General features: G+C 48.4%; 15 protein-coding genes. 5 read left to right on the forward strand and 10 right to left on the reverse strand.

What is annotated here, in order from left to right; translation table 11 throughout:
* Positions 1-9: 9 nt before the first annotated feature.
* From BM231_RS08140 to BM231_RS08150, 3 genes are read right to left on the reverse strand one after another with little or no spacing between them, the layout of a single operon-like run.
* Positions 10-447 carry a nuclear transport factor 2 family protein gene (locus BM231_RS08140; protein ID WP_093518372.1) on the reverse strand — a complete coding sequence of 146 codons (438 nt, stop codon included), beginning with the start codon at positions 445-447 and terminating at the stop codon, positions 10-12.
* Positions 444-1286 (reverse strand): SDR family NAD(P)-dependent oxidoreductase, encoded by an 843-nt coding sequence (locus tag BM231_RS08145; protein ID WP_208860187.1) that lies wholly within the window; start codon positions 1284-1286, stop codon positions 444-446. Before BM231_RS08145 ends, BM231_RS08140 begins: the two co-directional genes overlap by 4 nt.
* Positions 1240-2772, reverse strand: coding sequence for a cryptochrome/photolyase family protein (locus BM231_RS08150; RefSeq protein WP_093518532.1), 1533 nt, complete (start codon positions 2770-2772; stop codon positions 1240-1242). The genes BM231_RS08145 and BM231_RS08150 overlap by 47 nt, the downstream gene beginning before the upstream one ends.
* 178 nt (positions 2773-2950) lie before the next feature.
* Here BM231_RS08150 and torS point away from each other — a divergent pair, with 178 nt between their 5' ends.
* Positions 2951-5857, forward strand: coding sequence for a TMAO reductase system sensor histidine kinase/response regulator TorS (gene torS, locus BM231_RS08155; protein WP_208860189.1), 2907 nt, complete (start codon positions 2951-2953; stop codon positions 5855-5857).
* On the opposite strand, the gene BM231_RS08160 is transcribed toward torS, so the two are convergent.
* Positions 5824-6540, reverse strand: a complete 717-nt coding sequence (locus BM231_RS08160; protein WP_093518374.1) for a response regulator — start codon at positions 6538-6540, stop codon at positions 5824-5826. The two genes, torS and BM231_RS08160, sit on opposite strands and share 34 nt — an antisense overlap.
* An 8-nt stretch (positions 6541-6548) precedes the next feature.
* On the reverse strand, positions 6549-7613 hold the full coding sequence (torT, locus tag BM231_RS08165) for a TMAO reductase system periplasmic protein TorT (protein ID WP_208860190.1): 1065 nt from the start codon (positions 7611-7613) through the stop codon (positions 6549-6551).
* 160 nt (positions 7614-7773) lie between these two features.
* Here torT and BM231_RS08170 point away from each other — a divergent pair, with 160 nt between their 5' ends.
* The 4 genes from BM231_RS08170 to BM231_RS08185 all read left to right on the forward strand — a co-directional run bounded on the left by BM231_RS08170 (position 7774) and on the right by BM231_RS08185 (position 13976).
* Positions 7774-8934 (forward strand): NapC/NirT family cytochrome c, encoded by a 1161-nt coding sequence (locus BM231_RS08170; RefSeq protein WP_093518378.1) that lies wholly within the window; start codon positions 7774-7776, stop codon positions 8932-8934.
* Positions 8935-8973: 39 nt separating this feature from the next.
* Complete coding sequence (locus BM231_RS08175) at positions 8974-9597, forward strand: TorD/DmsD family molecular chaperone (RefSeq protein WP_093518380.1); 624 nt, start codon at positions 8974-8976, stop codon at positions 9595-9597.
* Between the two features lie 31 nt (positions 9598-9628).
* Entirely contained in the window at positions 9629-12100 is a 2472-nt protein-coding gene (torA, locus tag BM231_RS08180; protein ID WP_093518382.1) for a trimethylamine-N-oxide reductase TorA, read from the forward strand.
* Positions 12101-12995: 895 nt separating this feature from the next.
* Positions 12996-13976, forward strand: coding sequence for a crotonase/enoyl-CoA hydratase family protein (locus BM231_RS08185; protein WP_093518384.1), 981 nt, complete (start codon positions 12996-12998; stop codon positions 13974-13976).
* A 13-nt stretch (positions 13977-13989) separates the two neighbouring features.
* Here the strand turns inward: BM231_RS08185 and BM231_RS08190 are convergent, their stop codons facing one another.
* The 5 genes from BM231_RS08190 to BM231_RS08210 all read right to left on the reverse strand — a co-directional run bounded on the left by BM231_RS08190 (position 13990) and on the right by BM231_RS08210 (position 24598).
* Positions 13990-16593: a hybrid sensor histidine kinase/response regulator gene (locus BM231_RS08190; RefSeq protein WP_093518386.1), complete on the reverse strand. Its 2604-nt coding sequence runs from the start codon at positions 16591-16593 to the stop codon at positions 13990-13992.
* Positions 16590-18776, reverse strand: a complete 2187-nt coding sequence (locus BM231_RS08195) for a GGDEF/EAL domain-containing response regulator (protein ID WP_093518388.1) — start codon at positions 18774-18776, stop codon at positions 16590-16592. Before BM231_RS08195 ends, BM231_RS08190 begins: the two co-directional genes overlap by 4 nt.
* 580 nt (positions 18777-19356) lie before the next feature.
* Complete coding sequence (locus tag BM231_RS08200; protein ID WP_208860191.1) at positions 19357-20697, reverse strand: HlyD family type I secretion periplasmic adaptor subunit; 1341 nt, start codon at positions 20695-20697, stop codon at positions 19357-19359.
* 27 nt (positions 20698-20724) lie between these two features.
* Positions 20725-22563 carry a type I secretion system permease/ATPase gene (locus BM231_RS08205; RefSeq protein ID WP_063312711.1) on the reverse strand — a complete coding sequence of 613 codons (1839 nt, stop codon included), beginning with the start codon at positions 22561-22563 and terminating at the stop codon, positions 20725-20727.
* Positions 22564-22654: 91 nt separating this feature from the next.
* Positions 22655-24598: a hypothetical protein gene (locus BM231_RS08210; RefSeq protein WP_093518390.1), complete on the reverse strand. Its 1944-nt coding sequence runs from the start codon at positions 24596-24598 to the stop codon at positions 22655-22657.
* Between the last annotated feature and the right edge of the window lie 45 nt (positions 24599-24643).

Raw genomic sequence — 24643 nt, forward strand, 5'->3', positions numbered from 1 at the left:
ACCATTCCTTTAGATCGCAGCACGCGATGCAATCCACCTGATCATCGCACCAACAACCGGCAGCTTGCGATAGAAATGGCGTGAAGCATCCCAGTAATCATAGTGCGCACAAACTTTGGCATCCTTGTCAAAATGCACCTCTGTCAACCCTCGCACGCCCCAGTTGCCAAGCAGTTTTTGCTTGCAGGTAAAATCCCAACGCATGAAACACAGATCACCAGACCAGGCCAGATCAAGAATATTGAACCTAGGCTCCTGAACATCCTCATACATTTTGTGAAAGACCTTTTCGAAGTTGGCGCGCCCTTTCACATCATTAAAGGGATCAATGAAGTGCACATCATCACTGATGAGTTCATGAACGTCTTCGATACGTTCCGGCGTAACCTCTTCAAAGAAAAGCGCATATTTCTTTGCTGTAGCCCTCAGATCAGCTCTCTCAGTCATCGTTTACTCATCCTTCTCGTAACCGGAAAGTAGAGAGCGTATGGCAACAAGCGCAGGATCTTCATGATAGCGGCAAGACGGAATGGGAAGTAAATCTCAAACTTACGCTTCTCAAGCCCATGATAGATATCCTTGGCAGCCTGCTCTGGTTCCAGAAGAAACGGCATCTCAAAGGTGTTCTTGTCAGTCATAGGTGTCTTTACAAAGCCCGGATTTACAAGCGACAGGTCAATCCCAGCCTTGTCAAAGTCAGGCTTCAGACTCTCACAAAGGTTGATCAGTGCGGCCTTGGTTGGCCCATAACAGGCAGCGTTGGGAAGGCCGCAATACCCACTTAATGAGCTGACAATTGCGATGTGCCCATTCCCCTGCTGTTTAAGCAACGGAAAGAGCCCCGCAATCACACGCACAGCACCAAAATAATTCGTATCCATGGAAGCCACAGAGTGCTCTTCACTCAGCACATCAATGCCACCGGGAAAGTAGACGCCTGAGCAGTACACCGTGAGGTCAGGCAGTTTGCCGGTCTGCTGAAAACGTTCCAACGCCTCAGCAACTTGCACTCGATCAGTCACATCAAGCGGCATCACTTCAACATTGCTGGCATCCTGAGCAACAGCTTGAAGCTTCTTCTCATTCCGCGCACTGATAATTACCTGAGATCCAGAACGCGCATACAAAAGGGCAAGGCTTGCTCCGATGCCGGAACTCGCTCCAATGATCCAAACAAGCTTCTCATGTTCTGCCATAACGCCTCTCTGATTGATCTTACGCAGCGAGGAAACTTTCAGATCACGCTTGCGTCCCATCCAATTGAGCAAGAAAACGACGGCTATCACTTCTGATCTCGTTTTTCTTGCTGTCGCTCATCTTGTCCCAGCTGCGGTAGATCATCGAGACTCTGGGATTGCCTCGGAGCTTCTCTTCATTCTGATGCAGAAAGTTCCAATAAAGGTAGTTGAAGGGGCAGGCTTTCTCACCTGTCTTCGTAGCGTGAGAATAAGAGCAGTGCTCACAGTAATTCGACATTCTGTTGATGTAAGCTCCACTGGCTGCGTATGGCTTTGAAGCAAACAGCCCACCATCCGCAAACAGGATCATTCCATTCACATTGGGCAACTCAGCCCACTCGTAAGCATCTGCATAAACTGCGAGATACCACTCACTCACTTGTTTGGGGGCAAGCCCGGCAAGCAACGAGAAATTCCCGATCACCATCAGCCGCTGAATGTGATGCGCATAGGCATTTGCTTTTGTCTCAACAATACACTGGTGCAGACAATTCATCTGTGTCTCTCCAGTCCAGTAGAACTCAGGCAGATTTCGAGAGGCCTCAAAATAATTCAGTCCTGCATAGTCAGGCATAGAGAGCCAATAGATCCCCCGAATGAACTCCCGCCAGCCCACAATCTGCCGGATAAAGCCCTCAACAGAATTCAGCGGAGCAGTTCCATCAAAATACGCTCGTTCCGCTGCCCGAACACATTCGAGCGGAAGCAACAAGCCGCAGTTGAGGTAGAAGCTGATGTGACTGTGAAACATCCAGGGTTCGCCCTGAACCATCGCATCTTGATAGTCCCCAAACTTGCCAAGACGCTCAGCAACAAACTGGTCCAATGTCTTAAGTGCATCCTCACGCGTAACTGCAAGAGAAAACGGCTGTAAATCACCAAAGTGTTCGGGAAATTGGTCCGTAACAAGTGCCAGCACCTCCTCTGTAACCCTGTCTGGCTCAACAGAAAAAGGAGCTGGCACATCCAACTCCTTTGGCGCCTTCTTGCGATTGTCATGATCATAATTCCACTGTCCACCCAGCGGTTTGTCACTCTCCATCAAGATGGCATGATCACGTCGCATCTCTCGATAAAAGTACTCCAACCGTAAGCTCTTGCGCCCGGATGCCCACTCTTGAAAGCCTTCAGAGGAACAGAGAAAGCGGTCATCCTCACGCAGCTCAACCGGCATACCTAGTCGCTCCTGCCAGCTCTCCATCTCATCCAGCAGGCGGTATTCACCAGGCTTCGTTACAATGAGTTCAGAAACAGTTTCAGCCTCCATCAATCGAAGGACTTCCCCAAACAGGCTGCCCGTATTCTCAGCGCTATCGTAGTTCACGTAAACAACGCGATGCCCCAGAGACCTCAACGCCTCAGCAAAGTGGCGCATCGCCGAAAACAGAAACGCAATCTTCTTCTTGTGATGACGAACATAAGTCGCTTCCTCACGCACCTCCGCCAGCAAGATCACATCCTCACCCGGCTTGGCATCGCGCAGGCTGGAAAGAGACAAACTCAACTGATCCCCAAGCACCAGGCGCAAACGCATCCGCATTTTTCTCCTCAAGGCAGCCCATCAAACTCCCCAAAAAGGTAGAGCGCAAAGAACAACGAAGCCATACCCAACAATTAGGTCAAGCCTCCACCCTGAGACACGTTGTCTTGCGGCGTCATACAGAGTTGCCATGTACTCCCTCCGGCAGATAGTCAAAAACTGAGATGGATTTATGGATGGCATAATGATCGCAATGGGCATCAAAGGGCGGCTGCTATTGGCGTTCGGCGCCATCGTTTTATGCATGCTGCTTTCCGCAAGCACCGGCTGGCTTGGCTTCAGCGCCGTTGAAGATGCAAAAGACCGCATCACTCAGGAAGCACTGCCGAACCTCTTGCTGGCTCAGGAGATCAGTGAAACCAGCAAGGCCGTCGTCTCCTCCCTGCCCTCTTTAGCCCGCGCCAGAAACCTCGAAGAACTCGCTCAGCAACGTCGCTTTCTCTCACAAGCCCAGTCAAGCATTCAGGACAAAATCACCCATCTCACTCAGCGCGAAACGTTGGAGCCACAACTCAACCATGTGCACATCGCGGCAAATGCGCTTTTTAATGTGACCATACAACAAGAGGCGCTGATGGCTGAGCGTGTGCGTGTATTTTCACATTTCAACGCAGCTTTTACAAAAGCACTCAACGCTTCTGACCGATTAACTCAAATCTCACGTACGCTTGTCGAGAACGCCTACACCCGCTCTATGGCCGCCATCGTCCGTACCTATGATCTTGTTGAAGAAACACAGGAAGAAGAGAAACTTCTGAGTGCTTTAGATGGAATTGCTGAAGACAACCTCGACCAGCTCGAGCGCATGACAGAGCTGCGACTTCTCTCTACTTTGCTGACGCACAAACTCAATACAGTCGCCAGAGAGCTGGACAGCACAAACATCACTCAACTCAAACAAGACTTCGCACAGTCTTGGAAAATCATCGAACGCCGCCTCCGCTTCGCCAGCGACCCAGGCAGGCAGTCTGAAGCCACAGAGCTCCTTCAACACATAAAGATAGAGACTGAAGGGTCTTATAGCGCCGATGTTTTTGACCTGCGTAACCAATTGCTGAAATTAGACAAACAAGTCGAACTACTCACAATCGAAGCATCCGAACATAGCACAGAACTCACCAACGCGGTTGAGCGGATCACCGCCTCCTCACAGGATTGGATCAATCAAGCCATCAAAGATTCCGGTTTAGCCATCACCGCCGGGCAGATCACACTCGTTGCCCTCGCCGCAATCTCCTTGCTCGTCACTTTCGCTGTTGTTTACTTCTACGTGCAAGGCAACCTCCTCAAACGCCTCTCCCGCCTTCACGAAGGCATGGCGACACTGGCCTCAGGGAACTTATCTTCCACGATCAACGATTATGGCTCTGATGAACTCCACACCATGGCCAAGACACTCGAAGTCTTCCGACAAACAGCAGTTGTGCGAGGTCGATTGGAAGAACAGCAAGTAAAGGTCAATCAAGAACTCCAGCGCTACCAGAACGAGTTGGAAAAGCTTGTTGAAGATCGCACCGAAAAACTTGTTGAAGTTAACCAACAGCTGGAAGAAGAGGCCGTTAGACTGAAAAAATCACGCAAACAGGCAGAAGAGGCCAACCGAGCTAAATCTACATTCCTGGCGACAATGAGCCACGAAATCAGAACTCCTATGAACGGCATTTTAGGCACTGCATCTTTGCTGAAAGACACGCAGCTCAATACAGAGCAACAGCGACTAACAAGCACAATTACAGAGTCTGGAAACGTCCTGCTTTGCATCCTCAATGACATTCTGGATTATTCAAAGATTGAAGCAGGCCAACTGGCATTTGAGCAAATTCCGTTCTCAGTACACACCATTATCGAGCGCCTGATTTCTCTCTTCACGCCGCTCACCCAGAAAAAAAACCTGAACCTCACCGATCATGTTGCACAGAACGTACCGGACGGATGCCTTGGAGACCCTGCTCGCCTCTATCAGGTGCTCTCTAACCTCTTGAGCAATGCCATCAAGTTCACGGAGGTTGGCGGTATCAGACTGCATGTAAACGCAAATTCTGAGCAAACAGAACTCACCTTCTCAGTCTCGGACAGCGGCATTGGTATTCCCAGCGATAAGATTCCATCATTATTCGACGCATTTTCTCAAGCAGAAGATTCGACCAGCCGCCGTTATGGAGGAACCGGGCTTGGTCTTGCAATCTGTGACAAGCTGGTTTCAGGAATGCAAGGCACGTTTGCCGTTGAAAGCGAGCTTCAGGTTGGGAGCACATTTGCCTTCACCTTGCCGATAGAAGTGTGCAACCACGACCACAGTAAACCATTGTTGTCTAATCAAGAAAAACTACCTGTTGCTAAGATTTTGATCGCCGAGGATATCGAAACCAACCGCTTTATTCTACGTAGTATGCTCTTCAAACTGGGCATGACGGTTGTTGAAGCGCACAACGGCCTAGAAGCTTTGCAGCTGCTACAAAGTGAACATCCAGATTTAATATTGATGGATGTCAGTATGCCGGAAATGGATGGGTTGGAAGCAACCAAGCGTATTAGGCAATTTCGAGACACTACGCTCGCCACAACGCCTATTATTGCAACAACTGCTTATGTTATTGGGGTGGATGCCGACAAATGCAACGAAGCAGGCATGGATGGATTCATTGCTAAGCCTTTCGAGCAAACAGAACTGCATCAAATCCTTCGCTCTACTCTACTGCATGACAACAAAGTAATACCCGCTGAAAACGCACTAGTCTCTTGCATGCTTCCGCAAACAAAGATTCTTGATCAAGAAGCACTCGATCAGGACGTTAAGACGTTAGGAGAAGCTGCTCTTGTAGAAATCATTGATCTATTCAAGGCGGAATCTGAGCAGCTGCTGAATCGTGTTCTTTTAGCCCAAACCCCCGAGCAGCAACAAAGATCTGCCCACGCTCTTAAAAGCGCTGCTGCTAGTTTAGGCCTTTCGGAACTAAGGGAGCTGTGCGCAAGAGTAGAAGCTACACAGCAAGAGCCTGATACGCTGCCATATGCACTGCAAAAAGCGCTTAAAGCCCTTGCAGACTATAAAGCCTCAACACTTTCTACAAAGATATAACCCTCACCATGTGAAGTAAGAATCATCGTCGGCTTCCTCGGATTATCTTCCAGGATCTTCCTCAATCTGCCGACAAGTACATCAATGGAGCGGTCATTGGGTGACCAGCTGCGGTGGCTGATATGATCCATTAGATAATCACGGGTCAGAACAGTTCCCGGCTTCGAAGTAAAGGTATTGAGCAGCTGAAACTCACCTCTCGTCAAGGCAAAGCCATCCTCACCTTCAGCCATCAGTTCACGCTTCATCAAGTTCAACGTCCACCGCCCAAATCGATGCGCATGGATTTCATCAACACGAGGCTGAACTTGCCCGGAGCGGCGCAGCAACGCCTTAACACGCGCAAGTAACTCTCTAGGATTATAAGGCTTGGTGATGTAATCATCTGCCCCGACCTCGATGCCGATGATCCTATCTATTTCATCTGTCCGACCTGTAACCAAAATGATACCGATATTGGATGTAGCCCGCAAAGTTCTGGCCAGATTGATCCCATCATCGTCAGGCAAATTAATGTCCAGTAAGACAATATCAATCGTGAATTCTTCAAGTACATGATGCATTTGGCCAGCATCTGCGGCCTCCAAAACCTCAAAGCTCTCTGTCTGTAGGTAGGCAACCAACTTCCTGCGAGAAATCGCTTCGTCTTCAACAACGAGTATGCGGGTTTTGCGAGTATTCAACGGATCACCTAGTTGCTCTTGTTCTCTTCATTACGTTTCGCATCCACCATATAAGTTGGACTAAAGGAAGCTGGAGACAGCGAGCATTCCAAATCAATCTCGGCAATATTGCCCTTCGTCACCAACTGTATCTCAGGAGCAAAATGCTTGAGATACGGTTTGCCCTCCAACAAGCGTATGCTCTGATCAATAGCCATCATACCCTGTAGAACCGGCTGATCAGTGGGTGAAGCTATGATTTTGCCACGCTTGATGCCACGAAACACACCATGTGTCAGATAGCCAGAAACAACCTCAATTTCATCCGAAAGCCCGCGAACTTTGAGTGCACCAATTGCCGCTTCTGCCGAAACGCCAGTCCCAATGAGATAAGCTGGAGTAGTTTCACTCTCCAGTTCATCCTCAATCAGCGAGAGTTGAGTAAGCTTTCCGGTGTCCCCATAGCGTGTATTCAATAGATTGGCCGAAGATTTTTTTAGCTCAGATTTGAAAGCACTCAACTTAGTTGAGGAAATGCCGGGCTTGCCCGCACCGGGAAACCAACTCACATTCACAGGCACCGTTCCAGCCGGGTGTCTCTGCGTAATTACTTGTGCAGTCCGGCTACCCATTTCATCCCAGTCAACACCAGTGGCAGCAGAAATAAAATCACTACGGATGTTATTCACCAAAGCAATGACTGGCGTTTTCCTGGAGATTTCTTCAAGAAGATCATAGTGCCCCTCAAAAGAAACTGTCCCCAAAAGGATCGCATCCGGTTTGCTGTCTGCGCAGGCCTGCAGTTGCTTCTGCTGTTGCCCCAACTGGTAGTACCCCCCCGCTTCATAAACGCGAAGACTTATATCCAGCTTCTCAGCCTGTTTCACCATGCCGTAGTTAACGCTGAGCCAATATGAATCCTTCAAGTGCGGATAAAGCGCACAAAGACGCCACGCTTTCCGAGATTTAGTAAGTGGTTCATAAGAAACATTTTTTCGAGATGACGAAAAATCCAGCAGTTTCTCCCATGTCACTGCAGTCCAAGTTTCTGCATGTGCATATCCCGTGAGGGAAATGCCAACAAGAGCTGCCATCAAGATCTTACAAATTCTTACAATTTCTTTCGGTCTGTTCATACCAAGCCAGAACCCAATTCACATCCACCCGCTACCATAGAGATAAATCAGTCGCTGGGAATGCGACCAATCAGACAGCAGGATCACAATTTCCTGTAGGGCACTCAGGAACAAAAAAATGATTAAAAGGCTCTGGCAACACATGTGGGCAGCAAGCCCACTTCCTCTGGCTGCTCTTATTATCGCAGGCGGCATCGGCGGTGTCATTTTTTGGGGCGGCTTCAATACTGCAATGGAAGTAACTAACTCGCTGGAGTTCTGCACCTCCTGCCACGAAATGCAGCCAGTCTACCAAGAATACAAAACCTCAGTTCACTATCAGAACAACTCAGGCGTACGAGCTGAATGCCCCGACTGCCACGTCCCTAAAGAATGGGGCCCGAAGATTATTCGCAAAATTCAGGCATCTAACGAACTCTACCACAAGTTTATCGCCCCTTCGATCGATACACCAGAAAAGTTCGAAGCAAACCGCCTACGTCTCGCCAAGCATGTCTGGCAGACCATGAAAGAAACAGACTCCCGTGAATGCCGCAACTGCCACTCCTTCGAAACAATGAAAATAGATGGGCAGCGCGAAAAAGCACAAAAGATGCACCCTAAAGCCATAAAAGAGGGCAGCACCTGCATCGATTGCCACAAAGGTATCGCACACAAACTTCCAGACCTTTCAGCAGCTTCCAAGCAAGCATTCGAAATGCTGAAAGAACAATCCAAAACCGTCAATTACAATTCATCTCACCTCACCACTTTGGCAACCGCGAGCATCTATCTCAACGACGAGGACAGCAAAGCGGCTGGCCGCGTCCTGCCTGCGACAACCGTTGAACCAGTTGATTCCGGCGGCAAACGTGTGAAGGTAAAAGTGAGTGGCTGGAGCCAAAAAGGCGCAGAGAAAATCATCTACGCAATGCAAGGTCAGCGCATCTTCAATACTGCACTCAGTAAAACTGCAGTCCCGCTTGTTGACCGTGGCGAAACCATCACGCTTGAGAGCACTGGTCAGGAATGGACAGCCGTCAGCTTCACTGGCTTCATGGACAAAAAAAACATGATTTCAGAGGACAAAGCACTCTGGTCTTACGCTGGCGACCTCTACGAAAACTCTTGCTCTGTTTGTCATAACGCACCGTCTCCAAGTCACTTCATGGCGAACCAGTGGATCGGCGTTCTCAAATCGATGGTGCGCTACACCGCACTCAGCAAAGACGAACAACGCCTTCTCCAAAGATACCTGCAGCTCAATGCTCAGGACACAGGCGGCAAAGGCAAGCATTGATCCAAACAGCACCAACCGCCTCTATCAAAGGAATATGCCATGTATGAATTATCGGACATCACCACAGAAAGCCTCTTAAGAGCAGCAGCTTATCGCTTTCTCGCTGGTGTCTTCGGCACCGAGGTAGACACGTCCTTCCTGCAATCAGCAACCTCCGGCGAACTCCGTCAGCTGTTGGATGAGCTTCGTTGCGAGAATCAGCTCAAGGACGCCGTAGACCTTCTGAAGTTCAATCTAGATCAGCGCAGCCACAATGCATCCGCGATCATGGATCTTTGTGTCATCTTCTCAAGCTTGTTTCTGGGAGCTGGCGGCCGTAAATCCGCTCCGCCTTATGCCTCTTACTATGCAACCGGTAAAACTTCTCTCAACCACCCTTGTGTCGTGGAAATAGAAGACATCTATCGCGAGCATCAGCTGGCCCCTAACCAAGGCTTCTCAGAACCTGCTGACCACATCACAACCATGCTGAGCTTCTGCTCTGAGCTGTCCTTACTGCCAGACAAGCAAATCGAACTGAAAGCGTTTCTACAAACGCATCTGAAATCCTTTTCACAAGGCTTCAGCGAAGACTGTTCAACCTACGACAGTGACGGATTTTACCTCGCCTGCGCCAACTTACTCCGCGCTCAGATCGAGCGTGACCTTAGCACCCTGCACTAAACACATAAAACTGGGAAATTGGAGGGACATCATGTCCGCTCAAAATAGCATGATCACCGAAAACACAAGATCAACCAAAGGGATGACACGTAGGCGTTTCCTGTCTACCTTGCTCAGCACCTCTGCGATTGCGTTCATGGGTTCACCATTATTGATGAAGGTTGCTCACGCTGCTGCTGCTGGCACCAAGGAAGTTTTGAATGGCGCGCACTGGGGACTTTTCCGCGCTGTTGTGAAGGATGGCCGATTTGTTGAAGCGAAACCTTTCGAGCACGACATTCGCCCGACTTCAAATATTACCAACACACCTGAGCTTGTTTACTCACCAAGCCGGATCAAGTACCCAATGGTCCGTCGTGGCTTCCTTGAGAACGGTCCTCAGGCCAACATTGAAGATCGCGGTAAAGGCGAATTTGTTCGCGTAACATGGGATCAGGCATTTGAGCTTGTTGCCAAAGAACTGAGCCGCGTACGTGATACATTCGGTCCGGAAGCGATCTATGGCGGTTCTCCTGGTTGGAAGAGCGTTGGTCGCTTTCATAACTGCCGTGCAGGCCTTTACCGCCTACTCAACATGAACGGCGGCTACACCAAAGGCGTGGGCGATTATTCCACCGGCGCAGCTCAGATCATTATGACACACATCATGGGCAACCCGGAAGTGTACGCCCAAATGTCCAGCTATGAGACCGTTCTAGAGCATACCGACAACATCATCCTTTGGGGCTGTAATCCGCAAGAAACGCTCAATATGGGTTGGGTCATTCCTGATCACAAAGGTTTCACTTATCTGGACCAATTGCGTGATGCAGGAAAAAATGTCATCTCTATCGATCCTCTGATGACAGAGTCTGCGAAGCACCTGAATGCAAAATGGTACGCTCCGCGTCCAGGTTCTGATACAGCAACCATGATGGCAATCGCCCATGAGTTGATCAAAACCGAAAAGGTAGATCAAGACTTCCTATCAGAGTTCACCGTTGGCTACGAGGAACTCAAAGCCTACATACTTGGTGAAACCGATAGCATCGAAAAGTCACCTGAATGGGCCTCCGAACTCTCCGAGTTACCTGCCAAGGATATCCGTGAAATCGCAGCGCAAATGGCTAACGGCACGACCATGATCATGGGTGGCTGGTCCATGCAACGCGCTGACCACGGTGAGCAACCACACTGGATGATGGTCACCCTTGCGGCAATGCTTGGCCAGATCGGTAAACCAGGTGGTGGCTTCGGCTATTCATGGCACTACGAATGTGCAGGTGTTCCATCAGCAAACAACGCAATCGTTCCTGGTTTATCTGGTGGAAAAGCACCAGCAAACATGCCTCCTGCAATGCCGGTCGCACGTATCACCGATGCTCTACTGAACCCGGGTAAAACCATCGATCACAACGGTCGCAAGTACACATATCCTGAGTTCAAATTGATCTACTGGACAGGTGGCAATCCCCTCAGCCACCAACAAGACCGCAACCGCATGCTGAAAGCATGGCAGCGTCCTGAAACCATAATCGTTCAAGATATCTTCTGGACTGCATCCGCTAAATTTGCTGACATCGTGCTGCCAGCAACCACAGCCTTTGAGCGCAACGACATGGAAATGGGCGGAGGAGCCTCAGGCAAATACTTATTCCCTATGCATCAGGTCGTTGAACCACAGTTCGAATCCAAGAATGATCTCGACATCTATCAGGGTATCGCTGAGAGACTTGGCTTTGGCGACAAATATCTGGAAGGTAAATCCGAAAAAGATTGGCTTCGCGAACTCTATGGCAAAGCATTGGCTCAGGGCAAAGCCAAGAGCCTCGACATGCCCGGTTTCGACGAGTTTTGGTCCAATCCAACAAGTTATGTTGAATTTCCAACCACTGAGGAAGCAAAACAATACACCCGCCATGGAGATTTCCGCCAAGATCCTTTGCTTGAGCCATTAGGTACACCATCTGGTCTCATCGAGATCTACTCCAAGACCGTCGCGGATATGGATTACGACGACTGTAAAGGCCATGCAACTTGGATTGAACCCGTTGAATGGCTTGGTTCTGAAAAAGCAAGACAGTATCCGTTACATATGCTTTCACCACACCCTGTTGAGCGTATCCACTCCCAGACCAACAACATTTCCACCCGCAACAACTACACCATCGCAGGCCGTGAGCCAGTATGGATATCAGAGGACGATGCATCAGCACGCGGCATCACAACCGGCGATGTTGTTCGCGTTTTCAATGAACGCGGTGAGACACTCGCAGGTGCATATGTAACAGCAGACTTACGCGAAGGCGTTATCCGCCTGCGCGAAGGAGGCTGGTACGATCCAGAGGAGCCAGGCAAAATCGGCTCGCGTTGTAAGTATGGCCATGCAAATACTCTGACCATTGACAAAGGTGCATCAAAACTGTCTCAGGCAACCATTGCAAATACGTGCCTCGTTGACATTGCAAAACTGGAAGAAGAAGCGCCAATCGTCACAGCATTTGACGCTCCCAAAGGTGCATAACTGAAGCTTAGGACCGCTCTCTGCTATACCAAGAGCGGTCCTTCTTACGTAATTCCGGACAAGTGATTTGCTGTTTAACACCTCAAAATCAGCGTAATTCAGCAGTTTTCCACGCTTTGTGCAAAAAATTCGACACTTATGACAGCAAAAGTTCATCAAGCATATAAATGCCAATTTTTTAGGCAAAACATCTTAGAAAAATTAGTTAAGCCTGATAACTGCAACCGCAAATCGTGATAGCAGTAATCAACGACAACAATCCCACAAGGCGCCCCATACATCACATAAGCTATTGTATTTATTATATTTTATATGGATCTCAGATTTCTTAAAAGGTCCATAAGATGATCTTATGCACCAAGAACATGTGATAAAATACGCTATCTCAATCAGAGAACACTGTCTGCTCAGCCCACGAAACAAGCAACAAGTGAGCGTTAGCTAGTTTTCGCAATGTATGAATTACTAATATTTTAAATATTATACTTTGATTTAAGTAACAATTTGAGAGATCTAAAACTGATGATTATTTTTGCTTGTATATGCGGGTTCCATTTCCACTTATAACTGAATTGTTTACTACAAGCTTCAGCTTAGTTTCATGTTACCTATTGGGAACCCCCACTCCAACTCTTAAGTAATCATATCTATAAGCTTCAAGAGTCCAACAGTTAATATTTATGGTTAACAATAAAGCTAAAATTTTAGTCACAATGACGCGGGGTAACTACTTCAGGCTCGCAGTGCAAAAACTTTTTTACTCGACATACATATTGGTATTAATATATTATTTACCATGTTTGATTGCACATAATACAGTCGAAAGCAAAAAATAGACTGATCTGGGGTGTGCCAAAACCACTGTAACGCATAGGCAAATTTTGTAGGGGCTGAGATGTCTGATCTAACGGGGCATAGATCCAACTTTCCTTCCTTAATTGGAACAACAAAGCCATCCTTAAAGTCTGGCACACATCCAGTTATGGATGTCGCCGCTGTTTCAATTGCGCAGCAATTTGCGTCTGTTCAGTTGAATTGGGTTGATCTGGAATTCGACGAAACAACAAAAGCTCTTTGGCTTTATATGAAAAGCGAAGGGCGTCCTTGTTTTGCACCTGAGTTACTGAGCGAACTTGCACAGTCACAAGCCGTGATGAAGCGTCTTTTTGAGACTTATCAGCCAGCTGACCCGTGCCCGATCAACTTCAAGGTCGTCGCATCTCGCATTCCGGGTGTTTACAATCTCGGCGGTGATCTTAACTTGTTCATCCAGCTTATTCGAGAAAAAGACCGCGAGAAGCTTCACAAGTATGCCGTTGATTGCATTGATGTTGTTTACCGCAACGCCATCTCTTCAAACCTGCCAATCGTCACAATCGGCATGATTCAGGGAGATGCATTAGGTGGTGGATTTGAAACTGCGCTTTCTTGCGATGTAATTATCGCAGAACGTCAAGCTAAATTCGGACTTCCTGAGGTTCTGTTCAATCTGTTCCCAGGCATGGGTGCTTACAGCTTCCTGTCACGCATGGTTGATGGCCGCACTGCAGAAAAAATGCTTATGAGTGGTCGTCTCTACTCAGCTGAAGAGCTTCATGAAATGGGAATTGTTCATGAGGTTGTCGAAGAAGGCGAAGCGCCGTTTGCAGTTCAGCAGTACATCGCCAAGAACGCACGCAAACACACCGCTCATTCTGCTATTTATCGCGCAGGCCGCACCGTGCAGCCAGTTGCTTATGAAGAACTGATTGACGTCGTCGAAATCTGGGTCGACGCTGCTCTGTCTTTGTCCGATCAGGATTTGAAAAAGATGGAACGCCTGACCAAGGCTCAGGATCGTCTTGGCGCTCCATCTGTACGTAAGCAAGCTTTCTAGAACCGCACAGTCTCTAAGAAAAATCCAATGTGCTCAAGCGGTTGATAGGATTATTTCCTTCCTGCTTGAGCTGCTGTAGATACCTACTCAAATTTTCATGGTCACGTTTTATCTTCCCTGACAGCTTACGCAGCATGTCTTCACCCAAGATCAGTATTTGCGGCGCAGGCAAGTTCTCCAGATCATCACTCAGTTTCGCAACTTCCGTTGCCCCAAGATTCACTGAAGCAGAACGAAGCGCGTGTGCACTTGCCCGTAACAGCTCAGCATCCCGAGCTTCAAATGCAGCTTTAATATCGCGATGTAACTGTGTTGTGTCTTTAAGATAATCTTCAATCACAGCAATAACAAAATCGAGACCACCAAGTGCTCTCAATTGCGACAGGCTTGCATAGTCGATCCCAGAGGAAACTTCGGAAGAAAACCGAGGATGCTCGGAAATTGACGTGACCTGACTATTCGCAATTTTCTTGCGGGTGATGTTCTCGTAAACACCGCTTTCTGCAATCACATCATCAACCAGTGTCAGAAGCTTTTGCGGCTCGATCGGTTTGGTCGCGCATGCATCTGCCCCCGCTTCCTGCACATTCCGCGCAGCCGCACGACTTGCATCTGCTGTCAGAGCAATAATCGGAAGACGATCCTGTCCAAGTTCCGTAATACGGTGCAGCTTGATGGTCTCAATACCGTTCAGTACCGGCATATTAATGTCCATGATCGCCAGATCGTAAGAGTTCTCTTCCAACTCATCCAGAGCCAGTTCGCCATTGCTGACAAGTTTGCAGGTATGGCCACCTTTTTGCAGGATTTTTTCAATCACACGCTGATTGGTCTTGTTGTCTTCAGCAACAAGAATATTCAGCCCGATATAGCGACTGAAGTAAGCTTGGAGTTCTTCCTTGAGCTCCATCCCTGATTTCGCATCCTCCGCACCAGCAGCTCTCAGAGCCCAGGCAACAGCTTGCGTGGAAACCGGAACCTTGATCGAAGAAACGATACTTGGCTGAAAAACATCCTCACACTCTTTTTCCGATGCAGCTGAGTAAACCGGAATGAGATGAACGTTGTGATGGTGACCAGTCGATTTGAGCGCATAGTGCAGGCTGTCCGAGGTTGCTGCCAGAACATCTTCCCCAACGAAGAGAACGATCTTCCCACCATCACTGGAGGTTTGCTGACGCAAAGCACTAAAGGCACTCCCAACAGTCTCAAAACATTCATGCTCGATGCCACAGTCCAGCAAAGAAGCAGCGCAAACATCTCTTAGATCCTTGCGTTTGGAGACAATTGCAACAGCCCCATCTTCCACTTCAAGCCGAACAGTCTCATCACTGACAGCGCGCCCAACCTTCAGCTCAATAGTAAAGGTACTGCCCTGCCCCGGCTGACTAGTGACAAAAACTTCACCGCCCATCGCCCGGACAACTTCGCGTACAATAGAAAGGCCAAGACCAGTCCCGCCAAACCGATCCACAATGCTGTCATCAGCCTGTGTGAAGCGGTCAAAAATGCGCAACTGAGCATCTTCAGAAATGCCAATCCCAGTATCTTTCACTTCCAGCTGCAGGCGAATTTCACCACCATCAGTTTCCTTGCAAACTGCGCGAATGGAAACCGAGCCTTCTTCGGTAAACTTGACAGCATTGCCAGCAATATTCAGCAGAACTTCGCGGATATGACGTGCATCACCCACGAGGAGAGGAGGTAAGTTACTATCCACGTAGCGCGAAATGATCAGCCCTTTACCGCGCGCTTGCCCCTGCACAATCTGTGTCACCTCACGCAGGATCGAGTTCATGTCAAAGACCGTCTGACTGACGATCATTCGGCCACTTTCAATCCGGCTAAAGTCAAGGATACCGTTGATCATGGAAAGGAGCGAGCTACCGGAATACTTTATGGTCTTCGCCATATCCCGCTGCTCAGCGTCCAACTGCGTATCCTGAATCAGATCCCCCATGCCGATGATCGCATTCAACGGCGTCCGCAATTCGTGGCTGACAGCGGTGAGGAACTGTGTCTTCGCTCTATTAGCGGTTTCAGCAGCTTGCTGTGCTGCGGTCATAGATCTGATGAGCTTGCTTGCATAGAGCGGCACCACAACGAGGCACCCAAGCAAACCCAAGCCAAGAATGAACTCACCTTGCCAGTATGGGGTTGTCAACACCACTGCAAACCCACTCACAGAGGCAATTGTTGCCAATGCCAGATAATCCAACCCAAACCGGAAACCGTTACCGAAGATCACCCAAAGATAGATAGGGAACAGGATTGAAAGGTATTCCCCTCCTACATACAGCCCGGCAGAGACCGCTCCGACATCTAGAAAAATCGCGAGAACGCGACGAAGCGAACTGATGTTCTGCGAGTAGAGCAAATGAGCAAGCAGTACCAGAGATCCAACACCGAACGTGGTCATGATGACATTGGTTTGGAAATTCTCATGAGATCCAAAAGTGATGTTGGAAGCAAGATAAGGCGTGATCAGCAAAGTGAACATAAAACGGTTCAGAGACATCTCGCCTTCACCGCCACCCAACTGAATGATGCGCTTATATAGATCTTTTAATCCGCTCAACGGGAGCAGCTGCAGCTTCGTTTTTCTATTGTCGTTCATAGTTCAAACTCCGCCCCAACCAACGCTCTCTGCTGCCCGTTCCCTTGCAAGTTTGCCGCTTGCTCTTCTAAGAGACGTAAAAAATCATCAGCAGGGACTGGCTTGCCAAACAGATAGCCCTGCGCCATTTCACAACCTGCATCGGTGAGATACTCAGCCTGTTCCCGGGTCTCGACACCTTCTGCAATGATGGAGAGATCGAGGCTCTTACCCAAACCAACAATTGCCTTGATGATGACCGTGTTGTTCGGATCCGTCATCATATCTCGCGTAAAGCACCGATCAATTTTCAGACAATCAACGGAGTATCTGCTCAGGTATGCGAGGGAGGAATAACCCGTTCCAAAATCATCAATCGAAACCGCAATACCCATCTCGCGGATCTCACGCAAATCACGCACAGTTGCTTCAGAACCATGCAGAACGATGTTCTCTGTAATCTCAATCTCAAGTTTATCCGGTGGCAAACTGCAAGAAACCAAAGCATCTTTCAAAAGCTGCGGTACGTTCTGTTTGCGAAATTGTGTCGGCGAAATATTCACAGCAATCCGAGGTGTCGCCACCCCTAAGTCCAACCACTTCTTTGCCTGCTGACAAGCTGCAAAAATCACCCATTCACCGATTGGCAGAATAAGACCAACTTCTTCAGCTGTTCCCAAGAAGACGTTTGGAGCGACCACACCATAATCTGGCCGGTTCCACCTCAGTAGAGCTTCAGCACCAACTATCTCTTGGGTCCGCAAATCAATCTGCGGCTGATAAAACAGCTCCAGCTGATCATGCTCAATGGCATTCCGCAGCTCGGCTTCCAACGCGACAGTTTCTTTGACGTGGTGATCCATCTTCGTCGAGAACAGGTGGAACGTGTTTCCGCCATCAGCTTTAGACTGGTACATGGCCATATCTGCGCAGCGCAGTAGCTCTTCGCTGTTAAGGCCATCCTCAGGGTATTTGGTAATCCCGACACTGGCACTCGTCTGAAGTTCTCGCCCGCTGATATGGAACGGCTCTTCGACCACACTCACCAAATGCTGAGCAAAGCGTAGAGCTTCCTCTGAACTCTTCAAATCAGTCTGGAGAATGGCAAACTCATCACCACCCAATCGCGCAACTAGGTCCGAGCCATCTACACAGCGCAACAAACGCTCTGCAAGCACCTCCAGGAGGCGATCACCTGTACGATGACCCAAAGCATCATTGATAGATTTAAAGCGATCCAGATCAATAAAATGCAGCGCAAAGCTACGACCGCTGTTTCGGCACTGGAAGATCTCTTCATCAATGCGCTCACCAAGCATGGTTCTGTTTGGCAAACCCGTCAACGCATCGTGGTGCGCAATATGAAGCAAGTGCGCTTCTGCACGTTTGCGATCAGAGATATTGGTTGCGGTCGTCACAACATGCGTTGTGTTCCCATCAACGTCCAGTAGAGGGCTTTTTGTAACGATAAAGTGGAAGATATCACCAGCATGGTTTCGCTGTTCAATTTCATAGGGCGGCAAAGCTCTGCCCGTAATGAAAACCTTCCGGTCCAAACGGCGATTTCTCTCACGTGTAAACTTATCAAACTTGCCGTAGGTATCCTCACCTACAAGTTCTGCTGTGGTCGAGTCCAGAAAGCGCGCCCAAGCCGCATTCGAGAACGCACAAAGCCCATCTCGTGTGCTGGTCGTGATCATAGCCGGAACACTATCAATCACCTGCGCCAGCTGTTCACGGGAGTCTCGCAGAGCTTCCTTGCTCTGCTGCTCAACGTTGACCAACTCCTGCTCAAGAAAGCGGGCATGACGTTTGACCGCATTTTGTTCTTCTCGCAGAGCAAGTAGGTTTCTGGCTCGACTGACGAACTCATTATGGTCAACCGGACTTTGTAGGAAATCAGTTGCGCCCGCCTCCAGCGCACGAATTCTAAACGAACGATCCGTAAACACGGTGATGACGACGATCGGTACATCGCTGCAATGCTCAAGCGCGCGCACCTTTTGCGTTAGATCAGCACCATCCATCTCCGGCATGCTGTAGTCGGTAATAATCAAATCGGGGACGCTGCTCTCCATATATTCGAGAGCATCAACCGGCGAAGCAAAGCAGTGCACTTTGACAGATGCATCTACAGCGAGAGCAAGCTTTTCAAAGATACTTCTATTAATTGCCCTGTCATCGACAATAACGATTGTTGTCATGCAGCTACCACCACGAGCCTAACTGCCGAAGGCAACAAACACCCGCAGCAGTTGAACAAATTCACCCCATGGTTATCTTCGCTTAAGGAGACAGTGTTAAGAAATGCCAAATAGTTATCATTAAATGCCTAGTATCAAACTTGTGGTTCTATTTACCTATCGGCATACACCAGTCGTCCACCGCCAGTGCACAGACGCTTTAGTTTCCTTCATCGACGAAATAAAGCTAACGTAAGCGGCAGTTTGCAGGGATTTCTACAACAAATCAAAGGACTGCCTAATTAGTTACTGAAACATTGAGAACACAATAAAAAATTTTCTTCAAATTGCACTAAACAGTTGTGAATATAGATCCATATACACTCACTTAAAGCTAGCTCACCCGCACAATTAAGCAAATAAGAGTGCAGTAACAAAAGTGAGTCTCATGAAGAAAGCAGGTACAGACCTACTATTCTCCTTTGAATCATTCTTAGTAGAGGCTGCTGAGCACTAAACTTTCTACCAAGAAGTATAGACTCACAGACAGGCCATATCGTTGAACCTGCTTAACCCAACAAGCCCCTAAACTAGACCAGTGTTACGGCTCCCTGAAGGCCCTCGACATGCTGTCGCGAACAGGCTCCATGAGATAATCGAAGAAGGTTCTGTCTCTCGTTGTGATGTACACCTCCGCAGGCATACCTGGAGTTGCTTTGAAGTTTAGATGTGCAGGAATTTTCTCACGATCCAATTTCACACGCGCCTTATATACATCAGCTGAGACACTCATCGGATCCTCGCTTCGCAACGCATCCGCTGAAACGTATACGACCTTTGCATCCAACATAGGTGTAATACGCTGGTTCAAAGCCGTCAGGCGAACCATTGCCTTCTGCCCTTCTTTCACGTTGTCGATCTCAGTGGTTTGGATTGATGCTTCAATAATAAGCTCATCCTGAAGAGGTAGGATTTCCATTAGATCCTTACCACTCTCAACTACACCACCTGCCGTGTGATAACGCATCCGAACCACAATCCCACGCACAGGCGCCACGATCTCAACGCGTTGCAAAACATCTTGCGCTGCACGTATTTGCTCACTCACATCATCCAGGTCAGCATTAACAACCTGGAGCTCCCCGACAGCGGTTTGCGAGGCTTCATTCTCCGCCCTAACGATTTGTGCCTTTGCCCTGGCGATACGTTCGGTTGCATCTCCAATCTCAGCAAGGATACGACCTTCCTCACCTTTGAGATTTGCAAGTGAGCGTTGAATTCGAAGTACGTCAGATTTCCGAATGAGGCCTTTTCCGAGGATTTTCTGTTTGGAATCCAGCTCTTCCTGAAAAAGCTCCATCTGCTCTTTCACCGCAACAAGCTGCGATTGGCCACCTTGTATCCTCTCCTTAAGCGCATCAATACCTTGCGTAAAAATATCAATTTCACTCTGAAGTTTTCGAGTTCTGGCTTTGAAGGTCAACGACTGATTGAGAATGATACTCTTGATCTTGGGCTCCTGTGCAGTGCTTAAGAGCTCCTTCGGTAACACCAATGACTTCTGACCTTTGGCCTCTTGCGTCAAACGCGCCTGAATAGCTTGAAGGCGTGCCTGTCGGATCAATAAACGTTCAAGGTTAGCTTTTGCTGCTGTCTCATCAAGTTTCACTAGTACGGCACCAGCAGCAACCACATCCCCTTCTTTCACAAGGATTTCCTTGATGATCCCACCTTCGAAATGCTGCACGATCTTGTTTTGCCCGGTGGCAACAAAAGAGCCAGAGGCGACTACAGCCCCTGCCATGGGGGCACTGGAAGCCCAATACCCAAATCCGGCAAATGTAAAGGCAATAACGATAAAACTAGCCAACATAGGCGCACGAGTTGTGCGGGGCACATCCTCATACCAACTTCCATCAAGTATAAGAGCTCTAGTAGACATAAAAATCACCAAATAAAAAAGCTTAGACTATTCAGCTGGTTGTGCTGCTGGCAGATTATGCCCCGGTGCATTTTGATGCTGAGAAATGCCGGGCCGCTTACCAGTTATCAATGGCATCACTTCATCGCGGCTGCCAAAGGCAGCAACTGTCCCATCTTTCAGCATCATGATCTTATCGACACAACGAAGCAAAGCAGGCCGTTGAGTAATAGCAATAACAGTCATGCCATCTTGCTTGGCGCGTTCAAGAGCTTGAGCGAGTGCCTGCTCCCCGATTGTATCCAAGTTAGAATTCGGCTCATCTAGCACCAGCAAACGCGGATTATTGTAAAACGCGCGTGCCAATCCGATACGCTGTCGCTGCCCACCAGAAAGCGGTGCACCATCCATAGCAACTTGAGTCTCATAACCCTGCGAAAACTGCGAAACCATCTCATGAATGTCCGACATCTGCGCAGCTTTGAAGACATCTTCATCTTTGGCTTCACGGTTCATACGAGCAATGTTTTCTTTGATCGTACCAGGGAAAAGCTGCACATCCTGTGGCAGATACCCAATGTTTTCACCAAGTTGCCGGCTATCCCAGTTCCGCAGATCCATCATATCAAGCCGTACATTACCGGCCGTTGGAATAAGGGAACCAACCAACATCTTCCCAAGCGTGCTCTTGCCGGAACCAGAAGCTCCAACCACCGCCAAAGATTCACCGGGAGAAAGCTGGAACGAAATACCATTCAAGATCACCCGCTTGTTGGGCGGAGGAACGAAAAGCAAGCGCTCAACGCTCAACCGCCCCGCAGGATTCGGCAGGCGCAACCTATGTACATTGAGGGGCGAAGTATGGAGCAGCTTCTGAATACGCCCATATGCACTTTTAGCGCCCACATAACTCTTCCAACCATCAATAATGCCTTCAACCGGAGCCAACGCACGGCCGCCAATAATAGAAGCCGCAATAATCATCCCTCCAGTAATTTCATTTGAGAGCGCAAGCCACGCCCCCCAACCCAGCATCGTGATTTGCGTTGACAGGCGAATGAATTTTGAGATCGCCGAAATCAAGACATTTCGATCTTGTCCCATAATCTGAGCTTTCAAAGACTCTGCAGTCTCTTTACCCCAAATAATCACGCCTTCCGGGATCATCCCCATCGCATTCATGACCTGCGCATTCCGTGCCATTGCTTCGGCTTGCAGATTGGCACGCGAAGAAAACGCATTGGCCTTACCAAATGGAACGGCTGTCAACTTCTGATTGATCCTTGCAAGCACAAGGAGCAATAAAATAGTCGTCGTCACAATCATCCCTAAATGCGGATGAACCAGATAAACAACGAACAGATAAATGGGAGCAACCGGTGCATCCATGATGGTCAGAAGAACCGAACCAGTCAGAAAACTTCGCAACTGCTGAAGGTCGGAAAGAGCCTGAAATTCCTGACTACTACCGTTGTGAGACGCTCGCGCCGCTGCGCTCAACACAGGCCCGCCAAGGCGTGTTTCAACATCAACAGCAACCCGCATCAGCATAAAACGCCGGAACATATCCAACAGCACATGTGCAAGCACAAGCCCAATAACGATGGCTGTCAGCATCACCAAAGTATCAACACTCCGGCTCGTCAAAACACGGTCTGAAATCTGGAATAAGTAAATTGGAACAGACAGGATGAGAAGACTGGCGCAAAACGAGAAGAAGCCAACATAAAGCAGGTTTACCTTGGCACGCGCCAATCCATTCTGCATCAACTTGCGAAAATCGATATCTTCATAGGGCCCTCCATTCTTCCTGGAGGCGAAATTGCCCTTTTGGCTGGCGAGCTTTTCTCCATGTACAGGCTCTTGTTGAACACCATCCACCTGCAATGTTTTGCTCGCTTGCCCCCCACGTTGCCGGCTATTGTTCTTCGTCGCTCGAGCTTTAAACATATATTCTCTCTATAAAAACCTATTAAAATCAAACAAGTATATCGGAGACCATGTCACTCTCGCCCGCATAAGGAACAAACGCGGGCGACGTTCCGGTTTCGCTACCACCGTCATTGCCAGTAAATGCAACAACTTCCGAAACCAGATCTGTATTTCCATTCAATGCTGTTTCGAGATCATCTTCTTCAGAGACTACGATATTGACTTTTATAACAATGTCTTCCTCTGAGTATTCGCCATCTAAATATTGAAAGCCCGACTGACTATCATAATCGATGATGGTTGCTTTGTTGCTCGTCTTGTTGCTTGAAGTGTCCAGATAACCATCTTGATCATCTTCAACGACCTCACCATTAATAACCTGCGTGAGAACACCATCACTCTCTTGTTCTTCATGGATCTTCACATAGTCCGCATCCGAAAGAACATTAATCTGCTCGATCGCGTTGATCTGGTAATAATCGCCAGTGATGTAGAGAACTTTCAGATCAGTGCTTGGTAAGATCGGCAACCCACCTGTCGCTGAAGAGGCGGTATACTCGTAGTCTCCTGCCCGACCATCCATCGCATCCACCAAACCGTTTACCTCAGAGGTCATCGGTTTCATCAGCGACCCGCCACCAATGTTCTTGATCGTACCTTCATTGGTCAGCACATTATGCCGTCCGGTCTCATTGATAGATGCGCCAGTCACGTCAACATAATCGGCGTCTAGGAGGATATTTTTCTGACTGATGTAGTTGACGTCATAGTAGTTTCCAAGAACAACAATCACATCGTAATTCTGAATATTATCAATCAACTGCGCCGCGTTGACCTGGGTGTTGTCACCGGTCTGGACATAATAACCACTGTTGTTCAACTGATATGAAACGCAGTCATCATCAGAAAGAAAATTCTTCTGATTAACAATATTCAGATCATAAAAATTGCCGCTGACAACATCAACGCTCATGGAGTAGTCAGGGTTGTCGTAAGTAACCGCAGAGGAGATAATGTACTCGCCTTCGGACGTCACATTGGCATCATTGAAGACAACCGTCTCATCAAGTCCCTGCCCGACCAAAGTGTCCGCGGGCTGATCTGTAGGACCATAATATAGGTTGCTCTGAATGATCGAGTTTGTGGCGTAGTAGTCCCCCATCACAACAGTCGAACATTTCAACTCGCTCAGATCCACAATTGAGGCAACGTTGACCGCTTCATTGTCTCCAGTCGTCACATAGCTGCTATCGTTCTGTTCATCCTCAGAGGTATCATCTTCGGCCTGCTCATCCTTAGGCAGCTCACCGATATTTTCGCCACTTGTAAAAGAGGGATTGGGAGCATCATTTTCCACTCTTTGAACCAGCATCTCACCAATGGCATCAGCCGCACTTTGCGCATCACCATCATCAAAAATCTGATCGAGCGTATCCAGCTCAATGTCACTCGCAACATCAAGCAGTTGATCCAGCACTTCATCTGAGTTCCACTCAGGAATATCATTCCCGAACTCACTCTTGGACAAAAGCAAATCATCATCCGTCAGGGCATTTTCCTGAGCGAGGTTGATTTCAATGTCCGGCGCATAAATATCACGATAAGTGAAGGTGATTGTATAGGTGTAGTCCAGTGTTTGACCACTATCTCCACCTTGCGGCAGATCCGGGCCTGCATCGTCTTCAAACAGTACAACTTCAGAAGGTGGAGCAAACTCAGAAGCAGTTACGGGCGTCTCAACCGAATAAGGGAGACGGGTTTGTGACAGCGTTCCAATCTCTGGCAACAGCGATGGAAGGCTGTAGAATTTCTCATAGGGAAGTTCTGCGGTATCTCCACGGGAGTAAACCACTTCCACTGGGGTAATCACAATAGTGTCTTGGGCAAACCTGGCTTCATCAAAGCTCTGTTCAGCTGTAGCGATACTATCAAAAATCTTCATGTAGCCGAGAAAATGCCAGCTCAATTCGTTTATAGCCTGCGACAGCATAAAATATCCTAACAATCTCATATGGATATATAAAACAACCTGCGC

It is taken from the genome of Pseudovibrio ascidiaceicola, assembly GCF_900114245.1.
Classification (GTDB): domain Bacteria; phylum Pseudomonadota; class Alphaproteobacteria; order Rhizobiales; family Stappiaceae; genus Pseudovibrio; species Pseudovibrio ascidiaceicola.

Bases quoted from the DNA above. Each gene is read 5' to 3' on its own strand.
- BM231_RS08140 (WP_093518372.1), bottom strand. From the start codon at position 447: ATGACTGAGAGAGCTGATCTGAGGGCTACAGCAAAGAAATATGCGCTT.
- BM231_RS08150 (WP_093518532.1), bottom strand. From the start codon at position 2,772: ATGCGTTTGCGCCTGGTGCTTGGGGATCAGTTGAGTTTGTCTCTTTCC.
- BM231_RS08200 (WP_208860191.1), bottom strand. From the start codon at position 20,697: ATGTCTACTAGAGCTCTTATACTTGATGGAAGTTGGTATGAGGATGTG.
- torA (WP_093518382.1), top strand. From the start codon at position 9,629: ATGTCCGCTCAAAATAGCATGATCACCGAAAACACAAGATCAACCAAA.
- BM231_RS08210 (WP_093518390.1), bottom strand. From the start codon at position 24,598: ATGCTGTCGCAGGCTATAAACGAATTGAGCTGGCATTTTCTCGGCTAC.
- BM231_RS08170 (WP_093518378.1), top strand. From the start codon at position 7,774: ATGATTAAAAGGCTCTGGCAACACATGTGGGCAGCAAGCCCACTTCCT.
- BM231_RS08195 (WP_093518388.1), bottom strand. From the start codon at position 18,776: ATGACAACAATCGTTATTGTCGATGACAGGGCAATTAATAGAAGTATC.
- BM231_RS08190 (WP_093518386.1), bottom strand. From the start codon at position 16,593: ATGAACGACAATAGAAAAACGAAGCTGCAGCTGCTCCCGTTGAGCGGA.
- BM231_RS08185 (WP_093518384.1), top strand. From the start codon at position 12,996: ATGTCTGATCTAACGGGGCATAGATCCAACTTTCCTTCCTTAATTGGA.
- torT (WP_208860190.1), bottom strand. From the start codon at position 7,613: ATGGCAGCTCTTGTTGGCATTTCCCTCACGGGATATGCACATGCAGAA.
- BM231_RS08175 (WP_093518380.1), top strand. From the start codon at position 8,974: ATGTATGAATTATCGGACATCACCACAGAAAGCCTCTTAAGAGCAGCA.
- torS (WP_208860189.1), top strand. From the start codon at position 2,951: ATGGATGGCATAATGATCGCAATGGGCATCAAAGGGCGGCTGCTATTG.